Source organism: Streptomyces sp. BRA346, assembly GCF_052851135.1.
The window spans coordinates 66,121-83,639 of the sequence record NZ_JAIWIH010000050.1 but is presented as its reverse complement, the minus strand read 5'-3'; the positions used below and the strand labels follow the sequence as shown (position 1 = coordinate 83,639).

Sequence of the window (17,519 nt, the reverse complement as noted above, 5' to 3'; positions counted from 1 at the left end):
GAACACCACCCCCCAGGTCATGCCTTCGACAGGGGGCAACAGTCATGCCGGGCCCGGAGGCCAGCGGCCCCGTTGCGGAGCCGCGGAAAACATAACGGGGGAGAAGGGGCCATGCCTCGACGCTAGGAACGCGGCGTATGGCATCTCCAGCGATGTGCAGATCTGTGCACCAGGTGTCCCCGGACGGGTGGCATGCTGCTCGCTCTCTTGACTACCTACTCACTGCGAATGACTGTGGTGCACACAACTGCACAACTCATTGATGGAGGCGGTCATGTCGTCGCTCGTGTTCATCGGCATCGACCCCAACACCGGGGACAAACAGAGTCCTACGGTGTGGGTTGACCAGGCGAAACAGGAACTCGTCTTCCAGGGCTGGAAGCCCGGCCCCGAGCTTGAAGCACAATGCGCCGCGTTCGAGGCGCCGGGCCACGCCAAGGGCATCCCGGAGAACGAGGCCGTGATCCGTATCCCCGCCAGGATGGTGCACATGATCAGGGAGGCTTGTGATGCCGTCGAGCGCGCCGACATTCGATGAGCTGATCGCCAACTGCACACGCTCTGCCGTGCACCTGGAGATGCGCGACGCCTACGCCGTCGACTACGAAGAGGGCCCGTTCGCCGCGTGGAGGAACGGTTTCCGCCACGACCCGGCGGACCGTGCGTCCTGGTGGCGTCCGTGGCTCGACTTGATCCAGGAGACCGTGAGCCGCGGCATCGTGGTGCGCCGGGCCCGTATCGTGTCCGAGCCGGTCAGCGAGTACACCCGTTTCCTGTACGACGGCACGTTCACGAACGTCGCGGCTGGCGAACACGTACGGTGGCTGCCTCGCCGACTGGCCTCCGACATCGCGTTGCCGGGCAACGACTTCTGGCTGTTCGACGGCCAGTGGATCCACTGGAATCACTTCGCCGGTGACGGATCGTGGACCGGCGAGGAGATCACCGACGACCCGGCCGCAGCCAAGCTGTGTGCCGAAGCATTCGACACGGTGTGGACACGCGCCACTCCGCACGACCAGTACGACATCCACTGACAGCGCGCACCGGACAGGCCAGCTCATGCCCATCTCCCCGTCCTCGTCCGCCCAAGCCGCACGCGCAGTCGTCGCGCGGAGGCTTCGCGACCTCCGCAAGAGCGCCGGGCTGACGGTCGTCGAGCTGGCCAACCGGTGCGACTGGCACCACTCCAAGACCTCCCGCATCGAGAACGCCCAGACCGGTCCGTCAGCAAAGGACATCCGCGCATGGACGAACGCCTGCGCGGCAAGCGATCAGGCGGAAGATCTCATTGCCCAGTCCCTGCACGCCGAGTCGATGTACACGGAGTGGCGGCACCAGGTCCTCCGAGGGATGAAACAACTACAGGACGGCGCGGTGCAGCTCTTCCACAACACCGAGCTGTTCCGCATCTACTCCTCGACGATGGTCCCGGGGCTGTTGCAGACCGAGGGGTATGCGGCCGCGCTCCTGAGCAACATCGCAGACTTTCGCGGCATCCCGTTCAACGATGGCGTCGAGGCCGCAGCCGCGCGCGTTGAGCGGTCCCACATCATTCATGAGCGAGGCCATCGGTTCGTGATGCTCATAGAGGAGGCAGTCCTATACGCCCAGTTGGGCGACGGGGACGCGATGGCGGCACAGCTTGGCTATCTGCTCACCGCCGGCGCACTGCCCCAGGTTTCGCTGGGCATCATCCCCATGGCCACACGGGAGCGGCGGCAGTGGCCGGTCGAGACGTTCCACGTGTATGACGACGCCCTCGTGTCAGTGGAGTTCGTCTCGGCGGAGGTCAACATTACCCAGCCTTCCGAGATCGCCCTGTACCTGAAGGTGTTCGAGCAGTTGCGCGACATGGCCGTGTACGGGGCGGAGGCGCGGGCGTTGATCCTGAAGGCAATCGAGGCCCGGTACTGACCCCGGGCGCGACAAAAGCCCCCCGCCTGGCCCAGAGTCAAGACGGGCCCCGTGCGACAGGGGCGGGGAGGGAATTGAGGAAGTCCAGCGGGCACATCGATCGGCGACTGGGAATCTCCGGGAGGCCGAGCTCGGCGGCCTTAGATGGCCGTCTTCGCCGTCTTGAATGGATCGGCGAACCGGTCTAGGTACCAAGGCGGCAGGACGGCCTACGAACCAGCGAACGTCCGTGACTCCCACATCAGGCGTCGGCGACGTGATCAAACTGGCCGGCCTTTGCGGCGCGTATGAAGGCTCTCAGGGGCGCTCGGGTGGTCGAGAGCAAGACCTCGGGGTGCTCGCTCTCGCGGAGCACTATCGCGTCGCGCTTTCCCACGCCGACGAAGAGGCAGTTGGATCCCTCCACGCTGTAGGACGACTTCCGCCAGTGACGTTCAGACACGTACGTTCCCCTCTCAGGTGTCGAGCGCGACACGGCGCATCAGGTCCCGTGACGCTTTCGGGGTGAGCGCGGTCTCCTCCAGGCGGTCCAGGACGGACCGGTACTTCGTCAACTGTGCTTCGGCGTCCAGGAATTCACAGCCGTGATCGGTATCCAATGTCACCGTATCGAGCTGGGGCACCGGGCCATATACGTAGTCGATCGGCTGGCCGGAGCCGGGGAATGGTCCACTGCCGAAGGGGATCACGAGCACGGTGATGTTCTCGCGCTCGCTCATTTCCATCAGGTGCTCCAGCTGCGCCCGGGCGATCGTCGGCCCGCCGCAGCCCAATCGCAGAGCGGCCTCGTGAATGATGACCTTGTACGGCATCGGCCGCTTGCCGTGGAGGACTCCTTGTCTGCGGATGCGGAAGGCGACCCGGTGCTCCACCTCGTACGGTTCCAGGGCCGGGACGGTTTCGCGGTAGAGAGCGCGGGCGTGATCCACGGTCTGGAGCAGTCCGGGCATGTGGACCGCCAAGGCGACGCGCAAGCCCGAGGCTTCCTGCTCCAGTTCGGCGATGTCGAGCATGACCGTGGGCAGGACTTCGCGGTACTCCTCCCACCAGTGGCGTTCGCGTCGTCCAGCCATGGCGGCGAGCGCGTCGATCAACGCTTGATCTGCGGCGTCGTAGCTACGCGCGAGTGTGCGCACGCGCTCGGCGCTCACGGCATAGCGCCCCGCTTCGAGGTTGCTGATCCGTGCCTGGTTGACCCCGTTGTTCACTGCCGCCGCGGTGGAGGTCAGCCCCGCGCGTTCGCGCAACTTCCGTAGCTCGGCTCCCAGGCGGCGCTGACGGACGGTCAGTGCGTCCCTTGGTGGCATCCGGCCTCTCCTTCTCGCGCCTGGGCACAGTGTGCCGCGAAAGTCCCTCCCGTTGCATCTAGAAGATCATCTATAAGAGAATAGAAACCCTTCTAGTCACTGCCCTATGCTGTGAGGCAGGCCACTTCGGTGCGGCTGTGGTCGCCAACCACGCACGCCCTGGGCCTGGCCAACTGCACCTCTCGGTAAGGAGCCACGCAATGACCGCTGTGCCGTCGCAGGAAACCCCGGCTGAGCCGTTCGACCTCGGCAAAGAGCTTCGCGCTCTCGCCCTCACCACCGCGCCGCGCCTCTTCGCCGTGGCGCGCATCCACCCCTACGAGGACACCGACGAGGTGGACGTGGAGATCGCGGCGTGGGGCATGGCGTACGACGATGGGCGTACCGAAGTGGTCGGGCCTGGGCAGCGGTTGGTGCTCTCCTCGCCCGAGCGGGTGGAGGCGTGGTTCTCGCGGGGTGCGGTCACCGCGCAGCTCGTGTGGCTCGCGCCGTCCACGGCGGCCTCACTCGACCCCGGCCTGGCGGCCTGATCTATGCGTCGGCTGCGTGGGGCGGCCCACGGGGTTGCCGGTCCCAGCTCACGGGCTGATCTACGGCAGAAGGCCGACTTCAGCCGTAGGCTGAGACGCGCGCCTGAGGGACAGGAGACCAAGGTGGCTGAGGTGGCCGGGACGACGCTGACCGAGGTGATGGACGAGCTGGCCCGGCTCGAGGATCCGAAGACGCGCGCGGTGAACGAGAAGCACGGCGACGATCACGGTGTGAACCTCAGCAAGCTGCGCGCGCTCGCGAAGCGGCTGAAGACGCAGCAGGAGCTGGCGCGTGAGCTCTGGAGTACGGAGGACACCGCGGCGCGACTACTGGCGCTGCTGATCTGCCGCCCGAAGGCGTTCGGGCGGGACGAGCTGGACGTCATGCTGCGCGAGGCGCGTACGCCCAAGGTGCACGACTGGCTCGTGAACTACGTGGTGAAGAAGAACGCGCACGCCGAGGAGCTGCGCTCGGCCTGGTCAGAAGATCCGGATCCCGTGGTCGCGAGTGCGGGCTGGGCGCTCACCACCGAACGGGTGGCGAAGCGGCCCGAGGGCCTCGACCTCACCCGACTGCTCGATGTCATCGAGGCGGAGATGAAGGACGCCCCGGAGCGCTTGCAGTGGGCGATGAACCACTGCCTGGCGCAGATCGGGATCGAGCACGCCCAGCACCGCACCCGGGCGATCGGCATCGGTGAGCGGCTAGGGGTGCTCAAGGACTATCCGACGCCCCCGGGCTGCACGTCGCCGTTCGCGCCGATCTGGATCACGGAGATGGTGCGTCGGCAGCAGCAGTGACCGTGGTCGTGCGTTTGCGGATCAGCAGCTTGATTTCCTCCGGCAGCGCGTCCGCGGCCAGCAGCCGGGGGAGGAGGGCGGCTTCGCGGGTCAGGGCGCGGAAGGCCAAAGCTATGGTCACGTCGTGGGCGGGTCGGTGGGCGATCTCGATCGGGTCGCCGGGGCGTATGGCGCCGGGGGCGAGGACGCGGAGGTAGGCGCCCGGCAGGGCGGCTTGGGTGAAGCGTTTGATCCAGCCCTCGCGTTGCAGCCAGCCCTGGAAGGTGGCGCAGGGGATGCGGGGGCAGGACACCTCCAGGACCACATCGGGGCCGATGTGCCAGCGCTCGCCGATGAGGGCGGCGTTGACGTCGATGCCGAGGGTGGTGAGGTTCTCGCCGAAGACGCCGTTCTTCAGAGGAGTGCGAAGCTCGGTCTCCCAGCCGTCGAGGTCTTCGCGGGCGTAGGCGTAGACGGCCTGGTCGGGGCCGCCGTGGTGCTTGACGTCGTACGCCCGGTCGCCGTCGAGGCCGACCGCCCCCGTGCCCTTGGGGCCGGGGGCGGTGACGGTGACCGGGCCGTCGACGGGGCGCTTGTCGATGCCCGTCGCGCCGAGGCCCTTCCACGGGTTGGGCCGCGGCTTGCCGACGTTCACGGAGAGCAGCTTCATGGGGGTGACGGTAGGGACCGCCGGGCCCTGAAGCGACGTATTTTCAGCGCACCGGGCCGCCGGGGTGGAGCGATTCCGGGCCGGTCCGGCTGGATCCCTCCCTGGGCGGCCTGACCCGACTTGGGGGATGTGGAAGGCCGGATTAGTGGTTGTGCCCGGTTTGTGACCCCGAAGTGCGGATGTTTGTCATGTGGTTATCCGTTTCCGGCCCATTGCCTACGGTTGAGGCGCGATGCACATCCGACACGCGCCCGGGGGCGAGGCCCCGGGGCGCGGAAACGGGGAATGAGGATGAAAAGGCTCGTACGCGGGGCGCTGCTGGCCACGGCCACCACCGCCCTGGTGCTCGGCAGCACCGGAATGAGTTCGGCCGCGTCCCAGGCGGACGTCGGGGCGGCGGCACCGGTCACGTGCGGGGAGGGTGCGGACGTCACGTCGGTGTACCCGCCGGGCTGGCACGAGGACGGCAGTGGCCTGGTCTCCGGGATCAGTTCGCGTACCGGGAACGGCCAGGAAGAGGTGATCGTCACGATCTACCGCTACGTGCCGTGGGCGCCGGACGAGGAGGTCGCGCAGGTCAAGGGCCGCAATGACGGCCAGCGGTTGCAGCCGACCGTCAAGTCGCCGCCGCACGGCAAGTACTACACCGAGTCCAGCCGTCCGTTCGGCGACTGCGCCAGCCAGATCGTGGATCTCTGATGTAGGCGTACACGTAAGCGTAGGAAGACGGGGCCGTTCCTCCTGGCATCGTGCCATGAGGAACGGCCCTTTCCGCGTTCACGGGGGTGCGGCGACCGCGCGGTCACCGCACCTTGGCCGCCGAGAGGGAGCGTTTCAGCACGGGCGTGAGGCGCTGTTCCACGAAGCGGTAGAGCAGCCACGCCAGGGTCAGCATCAGCAGGATGGTGAGGGGGAAGGTCCCGTACGCCGGGATGCCCAGGGTGCGGTGGAGGTGCTGGACGACGACCCAGCCCAGGTGTTCGTGGACCAGGTAGAAGGGGTACGTCAGCGCGCCCGCGACCGTCAGCCAGCGCCAGTTGGCCCAGTTCAGCTTGCCCAGCGCGACCAGGGCGACGGCGAGGTAGCCGAAGGCGACGATCGCGACGATGCCGAGGGTGGAGCGGTAGGAGAAGAAGTCCGGGTTGGGGCGGTGCCAGAGTTCGGCGACCGCGTAGTGCTGGCCGATGAGGAAGCTGAGGGCGACGATGCCCCACGCGGTGGCGTCGTGGCCGTAGCGGTGGATCAGGTAGAGGCCGATGCCGCCGATGAAGTACGGGGCGTAGTTCGGCATCAGGATGAGGTCCAGCAGGGGCTGGTCGGCCGCGTCGGTGAGGGCCGCGGCCAGCGTCCACACCGCGCAGAACAGGACGACGCGCTGGCGGCTGGCGCCCGGCAGGACGACGAAGAGCGCGAAGAGGGCGTAGAACCGCAGCTCCGCCCAGAGGGTCCAGCACACGCCGAGGACCCGGTCGGCGCCCAGCGGTTGCTGGAGCATGGTCAGGTTGACCAGGGTGTCGCTCGGCGAGACCGTCTCGAACGCCACCCAGGGGAGCGCGAAGACGGCGGTGACCAGCAGGATCGCCGCCCAGTAGGCGGGGAAGAGCCGGGAGACGCGGGAGGCGAAGAAGGAGCGCAGCGGGCGCCCCCAGCCGCTCATGCAGATGACGAAGCCGCTGATGACGAAGAAGATCTGGACGCCGAGGCAGCCGTACGAGAAGTACGGCGAGACGGTGGGGAAGATCTCGCGCGGGGAGGCGCCCCACGCCTGGGCGATCTCGCCGTCGCGGCCGCCGTAGTGGTACGCGGCGACCATGAGCGCGGCCAGCAGCCGCAGCCCGTCCAGGGCGCGCAGCCGCACCGGCTGCCCCTTGCGGCCCGGGACCGGCTGGCCCGGGCCCTGCCCCGGCTCGGGCTGGCCCGCTTCGCGTTGCGACGGCAACGTCACCGCAGGGGATATCGGGCCCGCTTCGGGTGCGGGCGGTGCGCCCGCGGTCATGACGCCACCCCCGAGGCGCCGGTGCGTATGTGGCTTGCCCCGTGGTCGGCGGTCACGCCGTTGCTCCTTCGTGAGAACGAGTCATGAAAACGAAAGCGGTCAGCCCGTCGCGGTCTTCTTCAGCGCGGCCTTCTTCAGCGCCCGCGCCCGGCGCGCGACCCGCCGCACCGTCTCGTTGCGCGGGATGAAGCCGAGCTGGGACGGGACCGCCCCGGGCAGGGCGAGCGCGGTCAGTCGGCGGCGCTTGAAGTAGCGCCAGGTGTGGGCGTCCAGATGCGCGGCGAGGTAGCGCTCCGCGGCGGGCCGCAGACCGGGGTAGATCTTCGCCTGCATGCAGAAGCCGACGGCGGAGACCAGCCCGGTCAGCTTCTGGCCCGACCGCTCGTCCACCGCACTCGCACCGGCGGCCACCGCCTTGTGGTCCTCCAGGTCCGGCAGCAGCGCGTCCACGATGGTGACGGGCATCCGGTTGCTGTTCTGGTACGGGGTGAGCCGCTCCAGCAGCGCGTCGGTGCCGATCCTCGCCACCGGCAGCCCGTAGAAGACGCTCGCCGTGAGCAGCGCGGTGGAGAAGCAGCCGATGACCAGGCCCGGTTCCATCCGCTGGTAGAGCACCTCGGCGAGGACCGGGGTGTCCATGACGGTCAGCTCCGCACCCAGCTCGGCGGCCTTCTTCTCCAGCATCCGCGACCAGCGCGCCGGGGCGGTGGGGTGCGGTTTGAAGACGACGGTGCGGTGGCCGAGCGCCACCGCGCCCCGCAGCATCCGCACATGCAGCTCTTCCTCCTCCTCCGGAGTGAGGATGTCCAGCGCGGACAGGTACTGACCCAGCATCAGGGCGGGCCCGGTGCCGGTGCCGACACGCTCGGTCGAAGAAGCAGCCGCGGAGGCGACGGTGCGCGGGGCGGCCTCGCCGATCTCGGCGAGCACCTTGGTGAACGTCTCGGTCGGCAGCACCTCGGCGGGCACCTCGAACTCGGTGAGCAGCAGCGGCTTCAGCCCCGGCACCAGGTCGAGGTGGAGCAGCCGGCGGATGCGGGTGCCGACCAGCGGGTGGAGCTTGTTACGGGTCGGGCCGTAGCTCATCAGCCCGTCCGCGTAGACGTCGATGGGCGCGCCCTGGAACACCTGGGCGATCGCCATCGCCGGGTTGACCTGGATGGACTCCAGGACCAGCTCGACGTCGTCCTCGCCCAGGTTCCACAGCAGCCGCAGATGGCGCTCCCACAGCGGGGCGTCGTCCTGGCGCGGGCCCCAGCCGCCGGGGTGGAAGGGGCTGATGGTCTCGTTCCAGGACAGCACCCGGTCGAAGCGCGGCCGCAGCCGCTCGAAGCCCGGCATGTCGTCGACGGCGGGCGTGGTCTCCGGCGTCGCGGCGTTGTTGCTGACCAGCAGCAGCCTGCGGTCGGCCGGGCCGACGCTGCCCGCGTCGATCGCGGCGGCGAGGGTGGCCGCCCCGTACAGGGTGGAGGCCATGAAGATCTGGGTGCGCTTGCGTTCGCCGCGCGGGGTGTACGTCGGGGTCGCGGACATCAGGCCGCCACCTCCGTACCCGCGCCGCGGCGCTTCAGTCGCCGCAGCCGCGCGGCACGCTCGTAGTCCATGGAATCCAGCGCGTCCTTCAGTACGTCCTGGGGCATGCGCTTCAGCGCAGCCGCCGACATCGAACGCAGCTTGCGGGCCACCTGCGGCTCGAAGCGTTCGATGTTTCCGAGATGGTGGGAAATGATCGCGCAATAGGTGCGCACGGCCTTCGGCAGCAGGGTGTCCGCGTCGCGGTCCCGCGCCGTTTCCTCGATGACCTGGTCGAACGCGCGGATGAAGTCGAGCTGCCGCACATCGCCGATCTGGGTGAGCGAGGAGGAGACACCGCGCCGGTAGAAGACGCCGTGCATGCCGAGGGCGGCGAAGCTGCGCGCCTCGCGGTGCAGCCGCCAGATCCAGGGCCGGTCCTCGGCGGTGCGCAGCCCGTGGGTGAAGTGGAGAAGCCCCTCGTCGGCGAGGCGGCGGTGGTACATGCCGGCCCAGGCGAAGGCGTAGTCGACCGAGGTGGAGCGGTCGGCGGGGAGGATCACGTCCCGCGGGTTCATCACCTGGTTCCGCAGACCGTGCGGCACCCGGGTGACCGAGCGCTTGCGGCCGGTGCACTGGACGTGGTCGGTGCGTACGAAGTCGCACCCCAGGTCCTCGATGGCCGCGAGCAGCTGCTCGTAATAACCGGGCGCGAGCCAGTCGTCGCCGTCCAGGAAGGTGATGTACTCGCCGTTGGCCGCGTCCAGGCCGGTGTTGCGCGCGGTGGCGAGCCCGCCGTTCTGCTCATGACGGATGTAGACGGCCCCCGGAAGCTCGCGCTCGGCGCGCTCGAGGATCTCCGGTGTCCCGTCGGTCGCATGGTCGTCGACGAGAATGAATTCGAAGTCCTCACGCGCGTTCGCACGAAGACTTCTGAGCGTGTCAGGGGCATAGGTCTGCACGTTGTAGAACGGCACGATGACGGAGAGCTTAACCACGCGGGTGACGCTAGGTCGCCAGGCGGCATTCGTCTTGACCGCAGGTGTACATCAAGGTGAACGAAGTACGTCGGAACGGTTAACCCGCCGCTCCTGCCAGCCGATTCGCCATTCGTCGACGCGCTGTTAACCCTTTGTTGCTTCTGCGTTGGGCCGTGAATCGGAATCCCTTCCTAGCGTCTCCCACGTGTCCTCACGTATCAAATCCCCCGTGCGAGTAGCCGTGCTCGCCGACTCCGACACCCGGTGGAAATGGGGCGCGCTCACAGCGCAGCGTCTCGTCCCCGACAGCTCGGATTCATCGGACGCGGGCTCAGCGGGTTCCGCGGCTTCAGCAGGTTCAGCGGGTTCGGGCCGACGCCTGGACGGCTACCTGCTGCGCGGCCGCGCCACGCCGACCGTCCGGCAGCTGGCCGAGGTCGGGGTGCGCACGGACTCGCTGCGCGAAGTGACGGGCATCGAATTCGTCCGGTCCATGGACCGCGAGCGGTACGACGTGATCGTGCTGTCCCTGGTGGGCGGCGGCGTCCAGGCCATGCTGCACGGACTCGCGCACGCCTGGCAGGGCGCCACCCGCCGCCCGGTGATCGTCACCGGCTACGTGGGCGTCGTCTACGAGAAGCTCGCCGACGGCCTGCTGCTGCGGCACGGCGCCGATGTGGTGCTCGCCAACTCCCGCCATGACGCGGACCGGTTCCGCGAGGTGTACACGGGCGTCGGCACCACGGGGGACAGCGTCACCGAATGCGCGCTGCCCTTCCTCGGCGGCGCCCGCTACGACGAGAAGGCCCGGCAGGGGCGGAAGTACCCCGGCGGCACGGTGGTGTTCGCCGTCCAGCCGTCCGTCCCGGACAACCGCGCCGACCGTACGTACCTGCTGCGCCGGGCCGTCGACCACGCCCGCCGCCACCCGGACCGCGAGGTCGTGGTCAAGCTGCGCTCCAAGCCGGGCGAGCACACCACGCACATCGAGGAACTGCCGTACCAGAAGCTGATCGCCAAGTTCGGTGACGGGCTGCCGCCCAACTTCCGCCTCGCGTACGGGAACATGGGCGAGGTCCTGGACACCACCGACCTGCTGGTCACCATCAGCTCCACGGCCGCCCTGGAGTCCCTGCACCGCTCCATCCCGACCGCGATCCTCACCGATCTCGGGATCCGCGAGCCGCTGGGCAACCACCACTTCCTGGGCTCCGGCTGTCTGGCCTCGTGGGACGAGCTGGACGCCGGATACCGGCCCGAGCCCGATCCGGAGTGGCTCGCCCGCCAGGGCGTGGCCGCCGACGGGTCGTACGAGACCGCGTTCGACGCCGCCCGGCACAAGGTCTCCGCCCTGGCCACAGCCGTTGCCCTCCCGGCGCTCGCCCCCTACTACACCCGGGCCACCGCGCCCGGCTATCTGCCCCGAATCCTCGAGCGGTACGGCTTCGAGCCGGACGGCCGCCCCCGCCCGGGCGCGGCTTCCGCGGACGAGGCCGAGGTCAGCGGATTGCGGCGGGTCGTACGCAACACCATGCGGGACGCGGCGCGCGGCGCCTACCGGCATGGCGTCCAGCGCGTGGCCCCGGTCATCCGGCGGATGGGGGAGCTGTGAGCGACGTGCGCGCGGCCGCCGGGCCGCAGATGACCGCGATGCCCGCACCTCTGCGCCGCGCGGGCGGAGAAGCGAACGAAGCAGGCGGTGTGACTGCCACTACCGAATCCCCCGAAGGAGCCGCCATGCCCGCATCGAGCCCCCGTGTGCTCGCCGTGATCCCCGCCCGCGGCGGGTCGAAGGGCGTGCCCGCCAAGAACCTCGCCGCCGTCGGGGGTGTGCCGCTGGTCGCCCGCGCCGTCATGGAGTGCCGGGCCTCCCGCCTGGTGACCGACGTGGCCGTGTCCACCGACGACGCGGGCATCGCCGCGGCGGCGCGCGGCGCGGGCGCCGTGGTCATCCAGCGGCCCACCGACATCGCGGGCGACACCGCCACCAGCGAGGCCGCGGTCATCCACGCGATGGACGCGTACGAGGCGATGCACGGCATCCCCGTGGACGTCGTGCTCCTGGTGCAGTGCACCAGCCCGTTCATCGTCCGCGAGGACATCGACGGGGTGGCCGGGGCGGTCGCCGAGAAGGGCGCGGACAGCGCGCTGACCGTGGCCCCGTTCCACGGCTTCGTCTGGCGCGAGGGCGACGACCCTGCGGCGGACGGAGGCGACGGCGTCAACCACGACAAGTCGTACCGCCCGCGCCGCCAGGACCGCCCCCAGGACTTCCTGGAGACCGGCGCCGCCTACGCCATGGACGCGCGCGGCTTCCGCGAGGCCGGGCACCGCTTCTTCGGCCGCACCGAGCTGGTGCGCACCGACGCCGCCCGGGTGCTGGAGGTCGACGACCCCCACGACCTGGCCCGCGCCCGCGCCCTCGCCCCGCTGCTGGACGCGGAGCGCCCGGGCGCCCTCCCCACCCGCGACGACATCGACGCGGTGGTACTCGACTTCGACGGCACCCAGACCGACGACAGGGTGCTGATCGATTCCGAAGGACGCGAACTCGTCGCCGTGCACCGCGGCGACGGGCTCGGGATCGCCGCCCTGCGCCGAGCGGAGCTGGCACTGCTGATCCTGTCCACGGAGAAGAACCCGGTCGTCGCCGCACGGGGCCGCAAACTCCAGGTCCCCGTGCTCCACGGCATCGACCGAAAAGATCTCGCACTGAAGCAGTGGTGCGAGGAGCAGGGCATCGCGCCGGAGCGCGTGCTCTACGTCGGCAACGACGTCAATGACCTCCCGTGCTTCGGCCTCGTCGGCTGGCCCGTGGCGGTCGCAGGTGCGCACGACGTCGTGCGCGGCGCTGCACGTGCGGTCACCTCCACCCCCGGAGGAGACGGCGCGATCCGCGAGATCGCCTCGTGGATTCTCGGAAAGGAACTGTCTTAAGTGAGCTCCAACTCTCGCCTCCGCACCCTCGGCGCGAAGACCGCCGGTCCCGGCAACCCGGTCTACGTCACCGGTGAAATCGGCATCAACCACAACGGCGACCTGGAGAACGCGTTCAAGCTGATCGACGCCGCCGCCGACGCCGGGTGTGACGCGGTCAAGTTCCAGAAGCGAACCCCGGAGATCTGCACCCCGCGTGACCAGTGGGACATCGAGCGGGACACCCCCTGGGGCCGGATGACCTACATCGACTACCGCCACCGCGTGGAGTTCGGCGAGGACGAGTACCGCGCCATCTCCGAGCACTGCACCAAGCGCGGCATCGACTGGTTCGCCTCCCCGTGGGACACCGAGGCCGTCGCCTTCCTGGAGAAGTTCGACGTCCCGGCGCACAAGGTGGCCTCCGCCTCGCTGACCGACGACGAGCTGCTGCGCGCCCTCCGGGCGACCGGCCGCACGATCATCCTGTCGACGGGCATGTCCACCCCCAAGCAGATCCGCCACGCGGTGGAGGTGCTCGGCAGCGACAACATCCTGCTGTGCCACGCCACCTCCACGTACCCGGCCAAGGCCGAGGAGCTCAACCTGCGCGTGATCAACACGCTCCAGGCCGAGTACCCCAACGTGCCGATCGGCTACTCCGGCCACGAGACCGGTCTCCAGACCACCCTGGCCGCCGTCGCGCTCGGTGCCGCGTTCGTCGAGCGCCACATCACCCTGGACCGCGCCATGTGGGGCTCGGACCAGGCCGCCTCCGTCGAGCCGCAGGGTCTCGCCCGCCTGGTGCGTGACATCCGCGTGGTCGAGGAGTCGCTGGGCGACGGCGTCAAGAAGGTCTACGAGAGCGAGCTGGGCCCGATGAAGAAGCTGCGCCGGGTCTCCGGTGTGGTCGCCGAGGCCGAGGCCGCCGACCGCGAGCCCGTCGCGGTCTGAGGGTCATCTCCGTGATGCCCCTGGCCGGTCGGACCGGCCCGCGCCCGGAAGCGGCGGGATCCCTCGATTTCTCGGGGGACACCCGCCGCTTCCGGGCCCTGCCCTTGGACGGTGAGAGGTCTGTGGACGGTGAGAGGTCTGTGGACGGTGCAACTGTGGACGGTGTGATGTCCGGGAGCGGCGCGAAGAAGTCCGCCACCACCCTCGCCTTCGTCGAAAGCCCGGTGCAGCTCCTCAACGTGCTGGAGTGGGCGTACACGGACGCTCTGCGCGCCCCGGGGCCGGAAACCAAGCCCGCCGACCTCACCGTCGTCGTGCTCTCCCCGCACGATCCGATGACCCGCGGCCAGCTGCGCCGGATGGCCGAGCTGGCACGCGACGAGGGCGTCACGGTGCGCTGGGAGAACGCACGGGGCGGGGCGGGCGCACCGCTGAAGACCATCGGCGGGCTGCGCGGACCGCTGCGCCGGGCGGCCCGGATCGTGATCGGGGACCCCTTCTCCCGCTACGTCCAGCTGCTGCTGACACTCACCCGGGCCAAGGACCTGATCGTGGTGGACGACGGCACGGCCACCATGGAGTTCATCTCCCAGCTGGCCAACGGGGAGCGCCTGGAGCGCTGGCACCGGCGCGGCAACAGCCGCGGGGCGCTCGACATGGCGTTCGCGCCGGTCTCCGCCACGGCGCGCCGCAGGCTCACCCCGGGCGAGAAGCGCCGGGTCGAGGTGTTCAGCTCGATGCCCGTCGAACCGCCCCCCGGGGTCACCGTCACCGCCAACGACTTCGCCTGGACCCGGGCCCGCTTCGGCCCGCCCCGGCTCACCCGAGGCACCGACCTGGTCGGCACCTCGCTGGTCGAGACCGGCGTGGTCGACCTGGAGCGCTACCTGGAGGCGGTCGCCGGGCTGGCCGAGGCCCACGGCGCGACCCGCTACTTCGCCCACCGCCGGGAGAGCGCCGAGAAGCTCAGCCGGGTGGCGCACGAGGTGGGGCTGGAGATCGTACGGCCCGACCTGCCGCTGGAGCTGATAGCGCGCCGCGGCCCGATCGGGCACACCATCGTGAGCTTCCCGTCCACCGTGGTGCACACCCTGCCGCTCGCGCTCGCGGGCACCGAGGTGAAGGTCGCCGTGTACGACGTCGACCCCGCCTGGCTGACCAGCGACGCGTCCCCGCGCGCCCAGGGCTTCCTGTCGGGCGTCACCGACACCGCCCGGGACGTCCAGCGGCCCGGCTCGGTGCCGTCCACCGCGGCCCCCGACACCCCGCTCGCCATGTCGTGACGCCAGGGGGTACGCCATGTGGCGCTTCTCACGAAACGATCACACGCTCGCAGAGAAGCCCACCGTTATACCCCCTGACTAGGGAGATCATGCACCGGCCGGGGTACTTTCCCGCCCCGAACGGGTTGAAGTTTTGTTGATCGACATTCGCTCCACCCCAAGGTCGTTCTACGCTTCATTGGGTGAAGCAATTGATGTCCCTCGATGAGACCGATGCCACACCTTCCGCCGACGCAGGGCTGCCCGGCGCGCTCCCTGATGAGCTGCGCGCCGAACTGATCGCCTTCCGGCGGGACTTGCACATGCACCCCGAGCTGGGCAACTGCGAGTTCCGTACCACCGCCGCCCTCAAGGCGCGGCTGGAGAAGGCGGGCCTTACGCCCCGCGTCCTGCCCAGTGGCACCGGCCTCACGTGTGACATCGGCCCCTGGGGCAGCCCATCGGCGGTCCTCCCCGCCCTGGCCCTGCGCGGCGACATCGACGCCCTGCCGATTCCGGACACCAAGACCGTCCCGTACCGCTCGACGGTCGCCGACCGCGCGCACGCCTGCGGCCATGACGTCCACACCACCGTGGTCCTCGGCGCCGGTCTGGTCCTCGCCGAGCTGGCCCGCGAGGGCCGGCTGCGGCGCCCGGTGCGGCTGCTGTTCCAGCCCGCCGAGGAGGTCCTGCCGGGCGGTGCCGCCGACGCGATCGACGGCGGCGTCCTGGACGGCGTCGGCCGGATCCTCGCCCTGCACTGCGACCCCAAGGTCGAGGTCGGCCGGATCGGGCTGCGCACCGGCCCCATCACCTCCGCCTGCGACCGGCTGGAGGTATCCCTCGACGGCCCCGGCGGCCACACCGCCCGCCCCCACCTCACCACCGACCTGGTCACCGCGACCGCCAAGGTGATCACCGAGGTGCCCGCGCTGCTGGCCCGCCGGGTCGACGCCCGCTCCGGCCTCGCCGTCACCTGGGGCCGGGTCGAGTCCGGCCACGCGTGCAACGTGATCCCGCAGCACGCCGAGCTGTCCGCGACGGTCCGCTGCCTGGACCTGCCCGCCTGGTACGCCGCCCCCGACCTGGTGCACGCCGCGATCGACGAGATCGCCACCCTCCACCGCGCCAAGTCGGAGATCAACTACATCCGCGGGGTCCCGCCGGTGGTCAACGAGGCGACCTCCACCGAGCTGCTGCGCGACGCGATGGTGGCCCGCCGCGGCTCGTACGCGGTCGAGGACACCGAACAGAGCCTCGGCGGCGAGGACTTCTCCTGGTACCTGGAGAAGGTGCCCGGCGCGATGGCCAGGCTCGGCGTGCGCAGGGTCGGCGACACCACCCGGCGCGACCTGCACGCGGGCGACTTCGACGTGGACGAGGGCGCCATCGCGGTGGGCGTCGAGCTGTTCACCGCCGCGGCTTTGCTCGACCGAAACGTCCTGTAGATCCAGTCTTCACGAGAGGTTCGCGACGATCCGATAACGGCTTCGGAGCGGGCCTTTATCCGGGATCTACGCGCGTTACGATGCGGCGGAGCCAGCGCCGCAGAGAGGCGCTTCGAGATTCAGAGGGGACCCTCGTGCGCCGGGTATCCACGATAGCTGTCGCGGGCATCGCCACCGCGGCTCTCGCAATGACCGTCACCGCCTGCGGCAGCAGCTCCCAGGAAGAAAGCAAGGACGCCGGTGTGGGCCTCGCCTATGACGTCGGCGGCCGCGGCGACCACTCCTTCAACGACTCCGCCGCCAAGGGCTACGACCGCGCCCTGAAGGACTTCAAGATCAAGGGCAAGGAGCTGACCGCGAAGGACAGCGACACCGACGCCGACCGCTACGACAAGCTGTCCAGCCTCGCCGAGGCGGGCTACAACCCGGTCGTCGGCGTCGGCTACGCCTGGACCCCCTCGCTGGCCAAGGCCGCCAAGAAGTACCCCGACACGGACTTCGGCATCGTCGACTCCGTCGTCGACGCCAAGAACGTCGCCAGCCTGGTGTCCGCCGAGCACGAGGGCTCGTACCTCGCCGGGGTGGCCGCAGGGCTCAAGACCAAGTCCAACAAGGTCGGCTTCATCGGCGGCACCGACAGCGCGCTGATCAAGAAGTTCGCGGGCGGCTTCCAGCAGGGCCTGAAGGACACCAACCCCAAGGCGTCCCTCGACGTCCAGTGGGTGCAGGTCGGTTCGCCCAAGGGCTTCGGCATGCCGGACCGCGGCAAGGACATCGCCGAGGGCATGCTCTCCAACAAGGTCGACGTGATCTTCTCCGCGGCCGGCGGCTCCGGCGCGGGCGCCATCGAGGCGACCGGCAAGAAGAAGGGCACCTGGTCGATCGGCGTCGACGGCGACCAGTACTACGACAAGGGCTTGGCCGCGTACAAGAACTCGATCCTGACCTCCATGGTCAAGAACGTGGACGGCTCGGTCTACGACTTCATCAAGAGCGTCGTCAAGACCAAGAAGTCCGAACACGGCGTGCAGTCCTACGACCTCAAGCGCGGCGGCGTCGGCCTCTCGTACTCCGGCGGCTTCATCGACGACATCAAGCCGAAGATCGAGGCGGCGAAGAAGAAGATCGTCGACGGCAAGATCAAGGTCGCGGACACCTACAAGTAACCGGTCCCCGTCGCCGACGGTTCCGGGGGGCGTGCCGTTGGGCGCGCCCCCCCGCGTACAACACCCCCCGCCCCTCAGGAG

18 protein-coding genes are annotated in these 17,519 nt (G+C 69.5%); 12 read left to right on the top strand and 6 right to left on the bottom strand.

Annotated elements, in window-relative coordinates:
* Positions 1-274 precede the first annotated feature (274 nt).
* From LCH29_RS39225 to LCH29_RS39215, 3 genes are read left to right on the top strand one after another with little or no spacing between them, the layout of a single operon-like run.
* Positions 275-538 carry a hypothetical protein gene (locus LCH29_RS39225; RefSeq protein WP_446466450.1) on the top strand — a complete coding sequence of 88 codons (264 nt, stop codon included), beginning with the start codon at positions 275-277 and terminating at the stop codon, positions 536-538.
* Positions 510-1,037: a DUF6879 family protein gene (locus tag LCH29_RS39220; protein WP_446466449.1), complete on the top strand. Its 528-nt coding sequence runs from the start codon at positions 510-512 to the stop codon at positions 1,035-1,037. The genes LCH29_RS39225 and LCH29_RS39220 overlap by 29 nt, the downstream gene beginning before the upstream one ends.
* Positions 1,038-1,062: 25 nt before the next feature.
* Positions 1,063-1,917, top strand: coding sequence for a helix-turn-helix domain-containing protein (locus LCH29_RS39215; RefSeq protein ID WP_446466448.1), 855 nt, complete (start codon positions 1,063-1,065; stop codon positions 1,915-1,917).
* A 241-nt stretch (positions 1,918-2,158) separates the two neighbouring features.
* Here LCH29_RS39215 and LCH29_RS39210 read toward each other — a convergent pair whose 3' ends face one another.
* Together LCH29_RS39210 and LCH29_RS39205 are read right to left on the bottom strand one after the other, a co-directional pair.
* Positions 2,159-2,359 (bottom strand): DUF397 domain-containing protein, encoded by a 201-nt coding sequence (locus LCH29_RS39210; RefSeq protein ID WP_446466447.1) that lies wholly within the window; start codon positions 2,357-2,359, stop codon positions 2,159-2,161.
* Between the two features lie 13 nt (positions 2,360-2,372).
* Positions 2,373-3,224 (bottom strand): helix-turn-helix domain-containing protein, encoded by an 852-nt coding sequence (locus tag LCH29_RS39205; RefSeq protein ID WP_446466446.1) that lies wholly within the window; start codon positions 3,222-3,224, stop codon positions 2,373-2,375.
* A 200-nt stretch (positions 3,225-3,424) separates the two neighbouring features.
* Here LCH29_RS39205 and LCH29_RS39200 point away from each other — a divergent pair, with 200 nt between their 5' ends.
* Positions 3,425-3,754, top strand: coding sequence for a hypothetical protein (locus LCH29_RS39200; RefSeq protein WP_446466445.1), 330 nt, complete (start codon positions 3,425-3,427; stop codon positions 3,752-3,754).
* A 132-nt stretch (positions 3,755-3,886) separates the two neighbouring features.
* Positions 3,887-4,555: a DNA alkylation repair protein gene (locus LCH29_RS39195; RefSeq protein ID WP_446466460.1), complete on the top strand. Its 669-nt coding sequence runs from the start codon at positions 3,887-3,889 to the stop codon at positions 4,553-4,555.
* On the opposite strand, the gene LCH29_RS39190 is transcribed toward LCH29_RS39195, so the two are convergent.
* Positions 4,524-5,204 carry an MOSC domain-containing protein gene (locus LCH29_RS39190; RefSeq protein ID WP_446466444.1) on the bottom strand — a complete coding sequence of 227 codons (681 nt, stop codon included), beginning with the start codon at positions 5,202-5,204 and terminating at the stop codon, positions 4,524-4,526. The genes LCH29_RS39195 and LCH29_RS39190 overlap by 32 nt on opposite strands.
* Before the next feature lie 291 nt (positions 5,205-5,495).
* On the opposite strand from LCH29_RS39190, the gene LCH29_RS39185 reads away from it, so the two are divergent.
* Positions 5,496-5,903 carry a hypothetical protein gene (locus LCH29_RS39185; RefSeq protein WP_446466443.1) on the top strand — a complete coding sequence of 136 codons (408 nt, stop codon included), beginning with the start codon at positions 5,496-5,498 and terminating at the stop codon, positions 5,901-5,903.
* A 103-nt stretch (positions 5,904-6,006) separates the two neighbouring features.
* Here LCH29_RS39185 and LCH29_RS39180 read toward each other — a convergent pair whose 3' ends face one another.
* The 3 genes from LCH29_RS39180 to LCH29_RS39170 form a co-directional block, all read right to left on the bottom strand.
* Positions 6,007-7,200 carry an acyltransferase family protein gene (locus tag LCH29_RS39180; RefSeq protein WP_446466442.1) on the bottom strand — a complete coding sequence of 398 codons (1,194 nt, stop codon included), beginning with the start codon at positions 7,198-7,200 and terminating at the stop codon, positions 6,007-6,009.
* Positions 7,201-7,299: 99 nt separating this feature from the next.
* Positions 7,300-8,733, bottom strand: a complete 1,434-nt coding sequence (locus tag LCH29_RS39175; protein WP_446466441.1) for a polysialyltransferase family glycosyltransferase — start codon at positions 8,731-8,733, stop codon at positions 7,300-7,302.
* Positions 8,733-9,710: a glycosyltransferase family 2 protein gene (locus tag LCH29_RS39170; RefSeq protein WP_446466440.1), complete on the bottom strand. Its 978-nt coding sequence runs from the start codon at positions 9,708-9,710 to the stop codon at positions 8,733-8,735. The genes LCH29_RS39175 and LCH29_RS39170 overlap by 1 nt, the downstream gene beginning before the upstream one ends.
* Positions 9,711-9,897: 187 nt before the next feature.
* On the opposite strand from LCH29_RS39170, the gene LCH29_RS39165 reads away from it, so the two are divergent.
* From LCH29_RS39165 to LCH29_RS39140, 6 genes are all read left to right on the top strand, one after another.
* Positions 9,898-11,304: a DUF6716 putative glycosyltransferase gene (locus LCH29_RS39165; RefSeq protein ID WP_446466439.1), complete on the top strand. Its 1,407-nt coding sequence runs from the start codon at positions 9,898-9,900 to the stop codon at positions 11,302-11,304.
* Positions 11,305-11,429: 125 nt separating this feature from the next.
* Complete coding sequence (locus LCH29_RS39160) at positions 11,430-12,629, top strand: cytidylyltransferase domain-containing protein (protein ID WP_446466438.1); 1,200 nt, start codon at positions 11,430-11,432, stop codon at positions 12,627-12,629.
* Positions 12,630-13,562: an N-acetylneuraminate synthase family protein gene (locus tag LCH29_RS39155; protein ID WP_009717215.1), complete on the top strand. Its 933-nt coding sequence runs from the start codon at positions 12,630-12,632 to the stop codon at positions 13,560-13,562.
* Between the two features lie 167 nt (positions 13,563-13,729).
* Positions 13,730-14,845, top strand: a complete 1,116-nt coding sequence (locus LCH29_RS39150) for a hypothetical protein (protein WP_446466459.1) — start codon at positions 13,730-13,732, stop codon at positions 14,843-14,845.
* A gap of 194 nt (positions 14,846-15,039) precedes the next feature.
* Positions 15,040-16,272: an amidohydrolase gene (locus LCH29_RS39145; RefSeq protein WP_446466458.1), complete on the top strand. Its 1,233-nt coding sequence runs from the start codon at positions 15,040-15,042 to the stop codon at positions 16,270-16,272.
* Between the two features lie 134 nt (positions 16,273-16,406).
* Positions 16,407-17,438: a BMP family lipoprotein gene (locus LCH29_RS39140; RefSeq protein WP_446466437.1), complete on the top strand. Its 1,032-nt coding sequence runs from the start codon at positions 16,407-16,409 to the stop codon at positions 17,436-17,438.
* Positions 17,439-17,519: the final 81 nt, after the last annotated feature.

Excerpts from the sequence above, each read along its gene's own strand:
- LCH29_RS39180 (WP_446466442.1), bottom strand. The coding sequence starts at position 7,200 with ATGACCGCGGGCGCACCGCCCGCACCCGAAGCGGGCCCGATATCCCCT.
- LCH29_RS39215 (WP_446466448.1), top strand. The coding sequence starts at position 1,063 with ATGCCCATCTCCCCGTCCTCGTCCGCCCAAGCCGCACGCGCAGTCGTC.
- LCH29_RS39185 (WP_446466443.1), top strand. The coding sequence starts at position 5,496 with ATGAAAAGGCTCGTACGCGGGGCGCTGCTGGCCACGGCCACCACCGCC.
- LCH29_RS39220 (WP_446466449.1), top strand. The coding sequence starts at position 510 with ATGCCGTCGAGCGCGCCGACATTCGATGAGCTGATCGCCAACTGCACA.
- LCH29_RS39150 (WP_446466459.1), top strand. The coding sequence starts at position 13,730 with ATGTCCGGGAGCGGCGCGAAGAAGTCCGCCACCACCCTCGCCTTCGTC.
- LCH29_RS39175 (WP_446466441.1), bottom strand. The coding sequence starts at position 8,733 with ATGTCCGCGACCCCGACGTACACCCCGCGCGGCGAACGCAAGCGCACC.
- LCH29_RS39160 (WP_446466438.1), top strand. The coding sequence starts at position 11,430 with ATGCCCGCATCGAGCCCCCGTGTGCTCGCCGTGATCCCCGCCCGCGGC.
- LCH29_RS39200 (WP_446466445.1), top strand. The coding sequence starts at position 3,425 with ATGACCGCTGTGCCGTCGCAGGAAACCCCGGCTGAGCCGTTCGACCTC.
- LCH29_RS39225 (WP_446466450.1), top strand. The coding sequence starts at position 275 with ATGTCGTCGCTCGTGTTCATCGGCATCGACCCCAACACCGGGGACAAA.
- LCH29_RS39205 (WP_446466446.1), bottom strand. The coding sequence starts at position 3,224 with ATGCCACCAAGGGACGCACTGACCGTCCGTCAGCGCCGCCTGGGAGCC.
- LCH29_RS39145 (WP_446466458.1), top strand. The coding sequence starts at position 15,040 with ATGTCCCTCGATGAGACCGATGCCACACCTTCCGCCGACGCAGGGCTG.
- LCH29_RS39190 (WP_446466444.1), bottom strand. The coding sequence starts at position 5,204 with ATGAAGCTGCTCTCCGTGAACGTCGGCAAGCCGCGGCCCAACCCGTGG.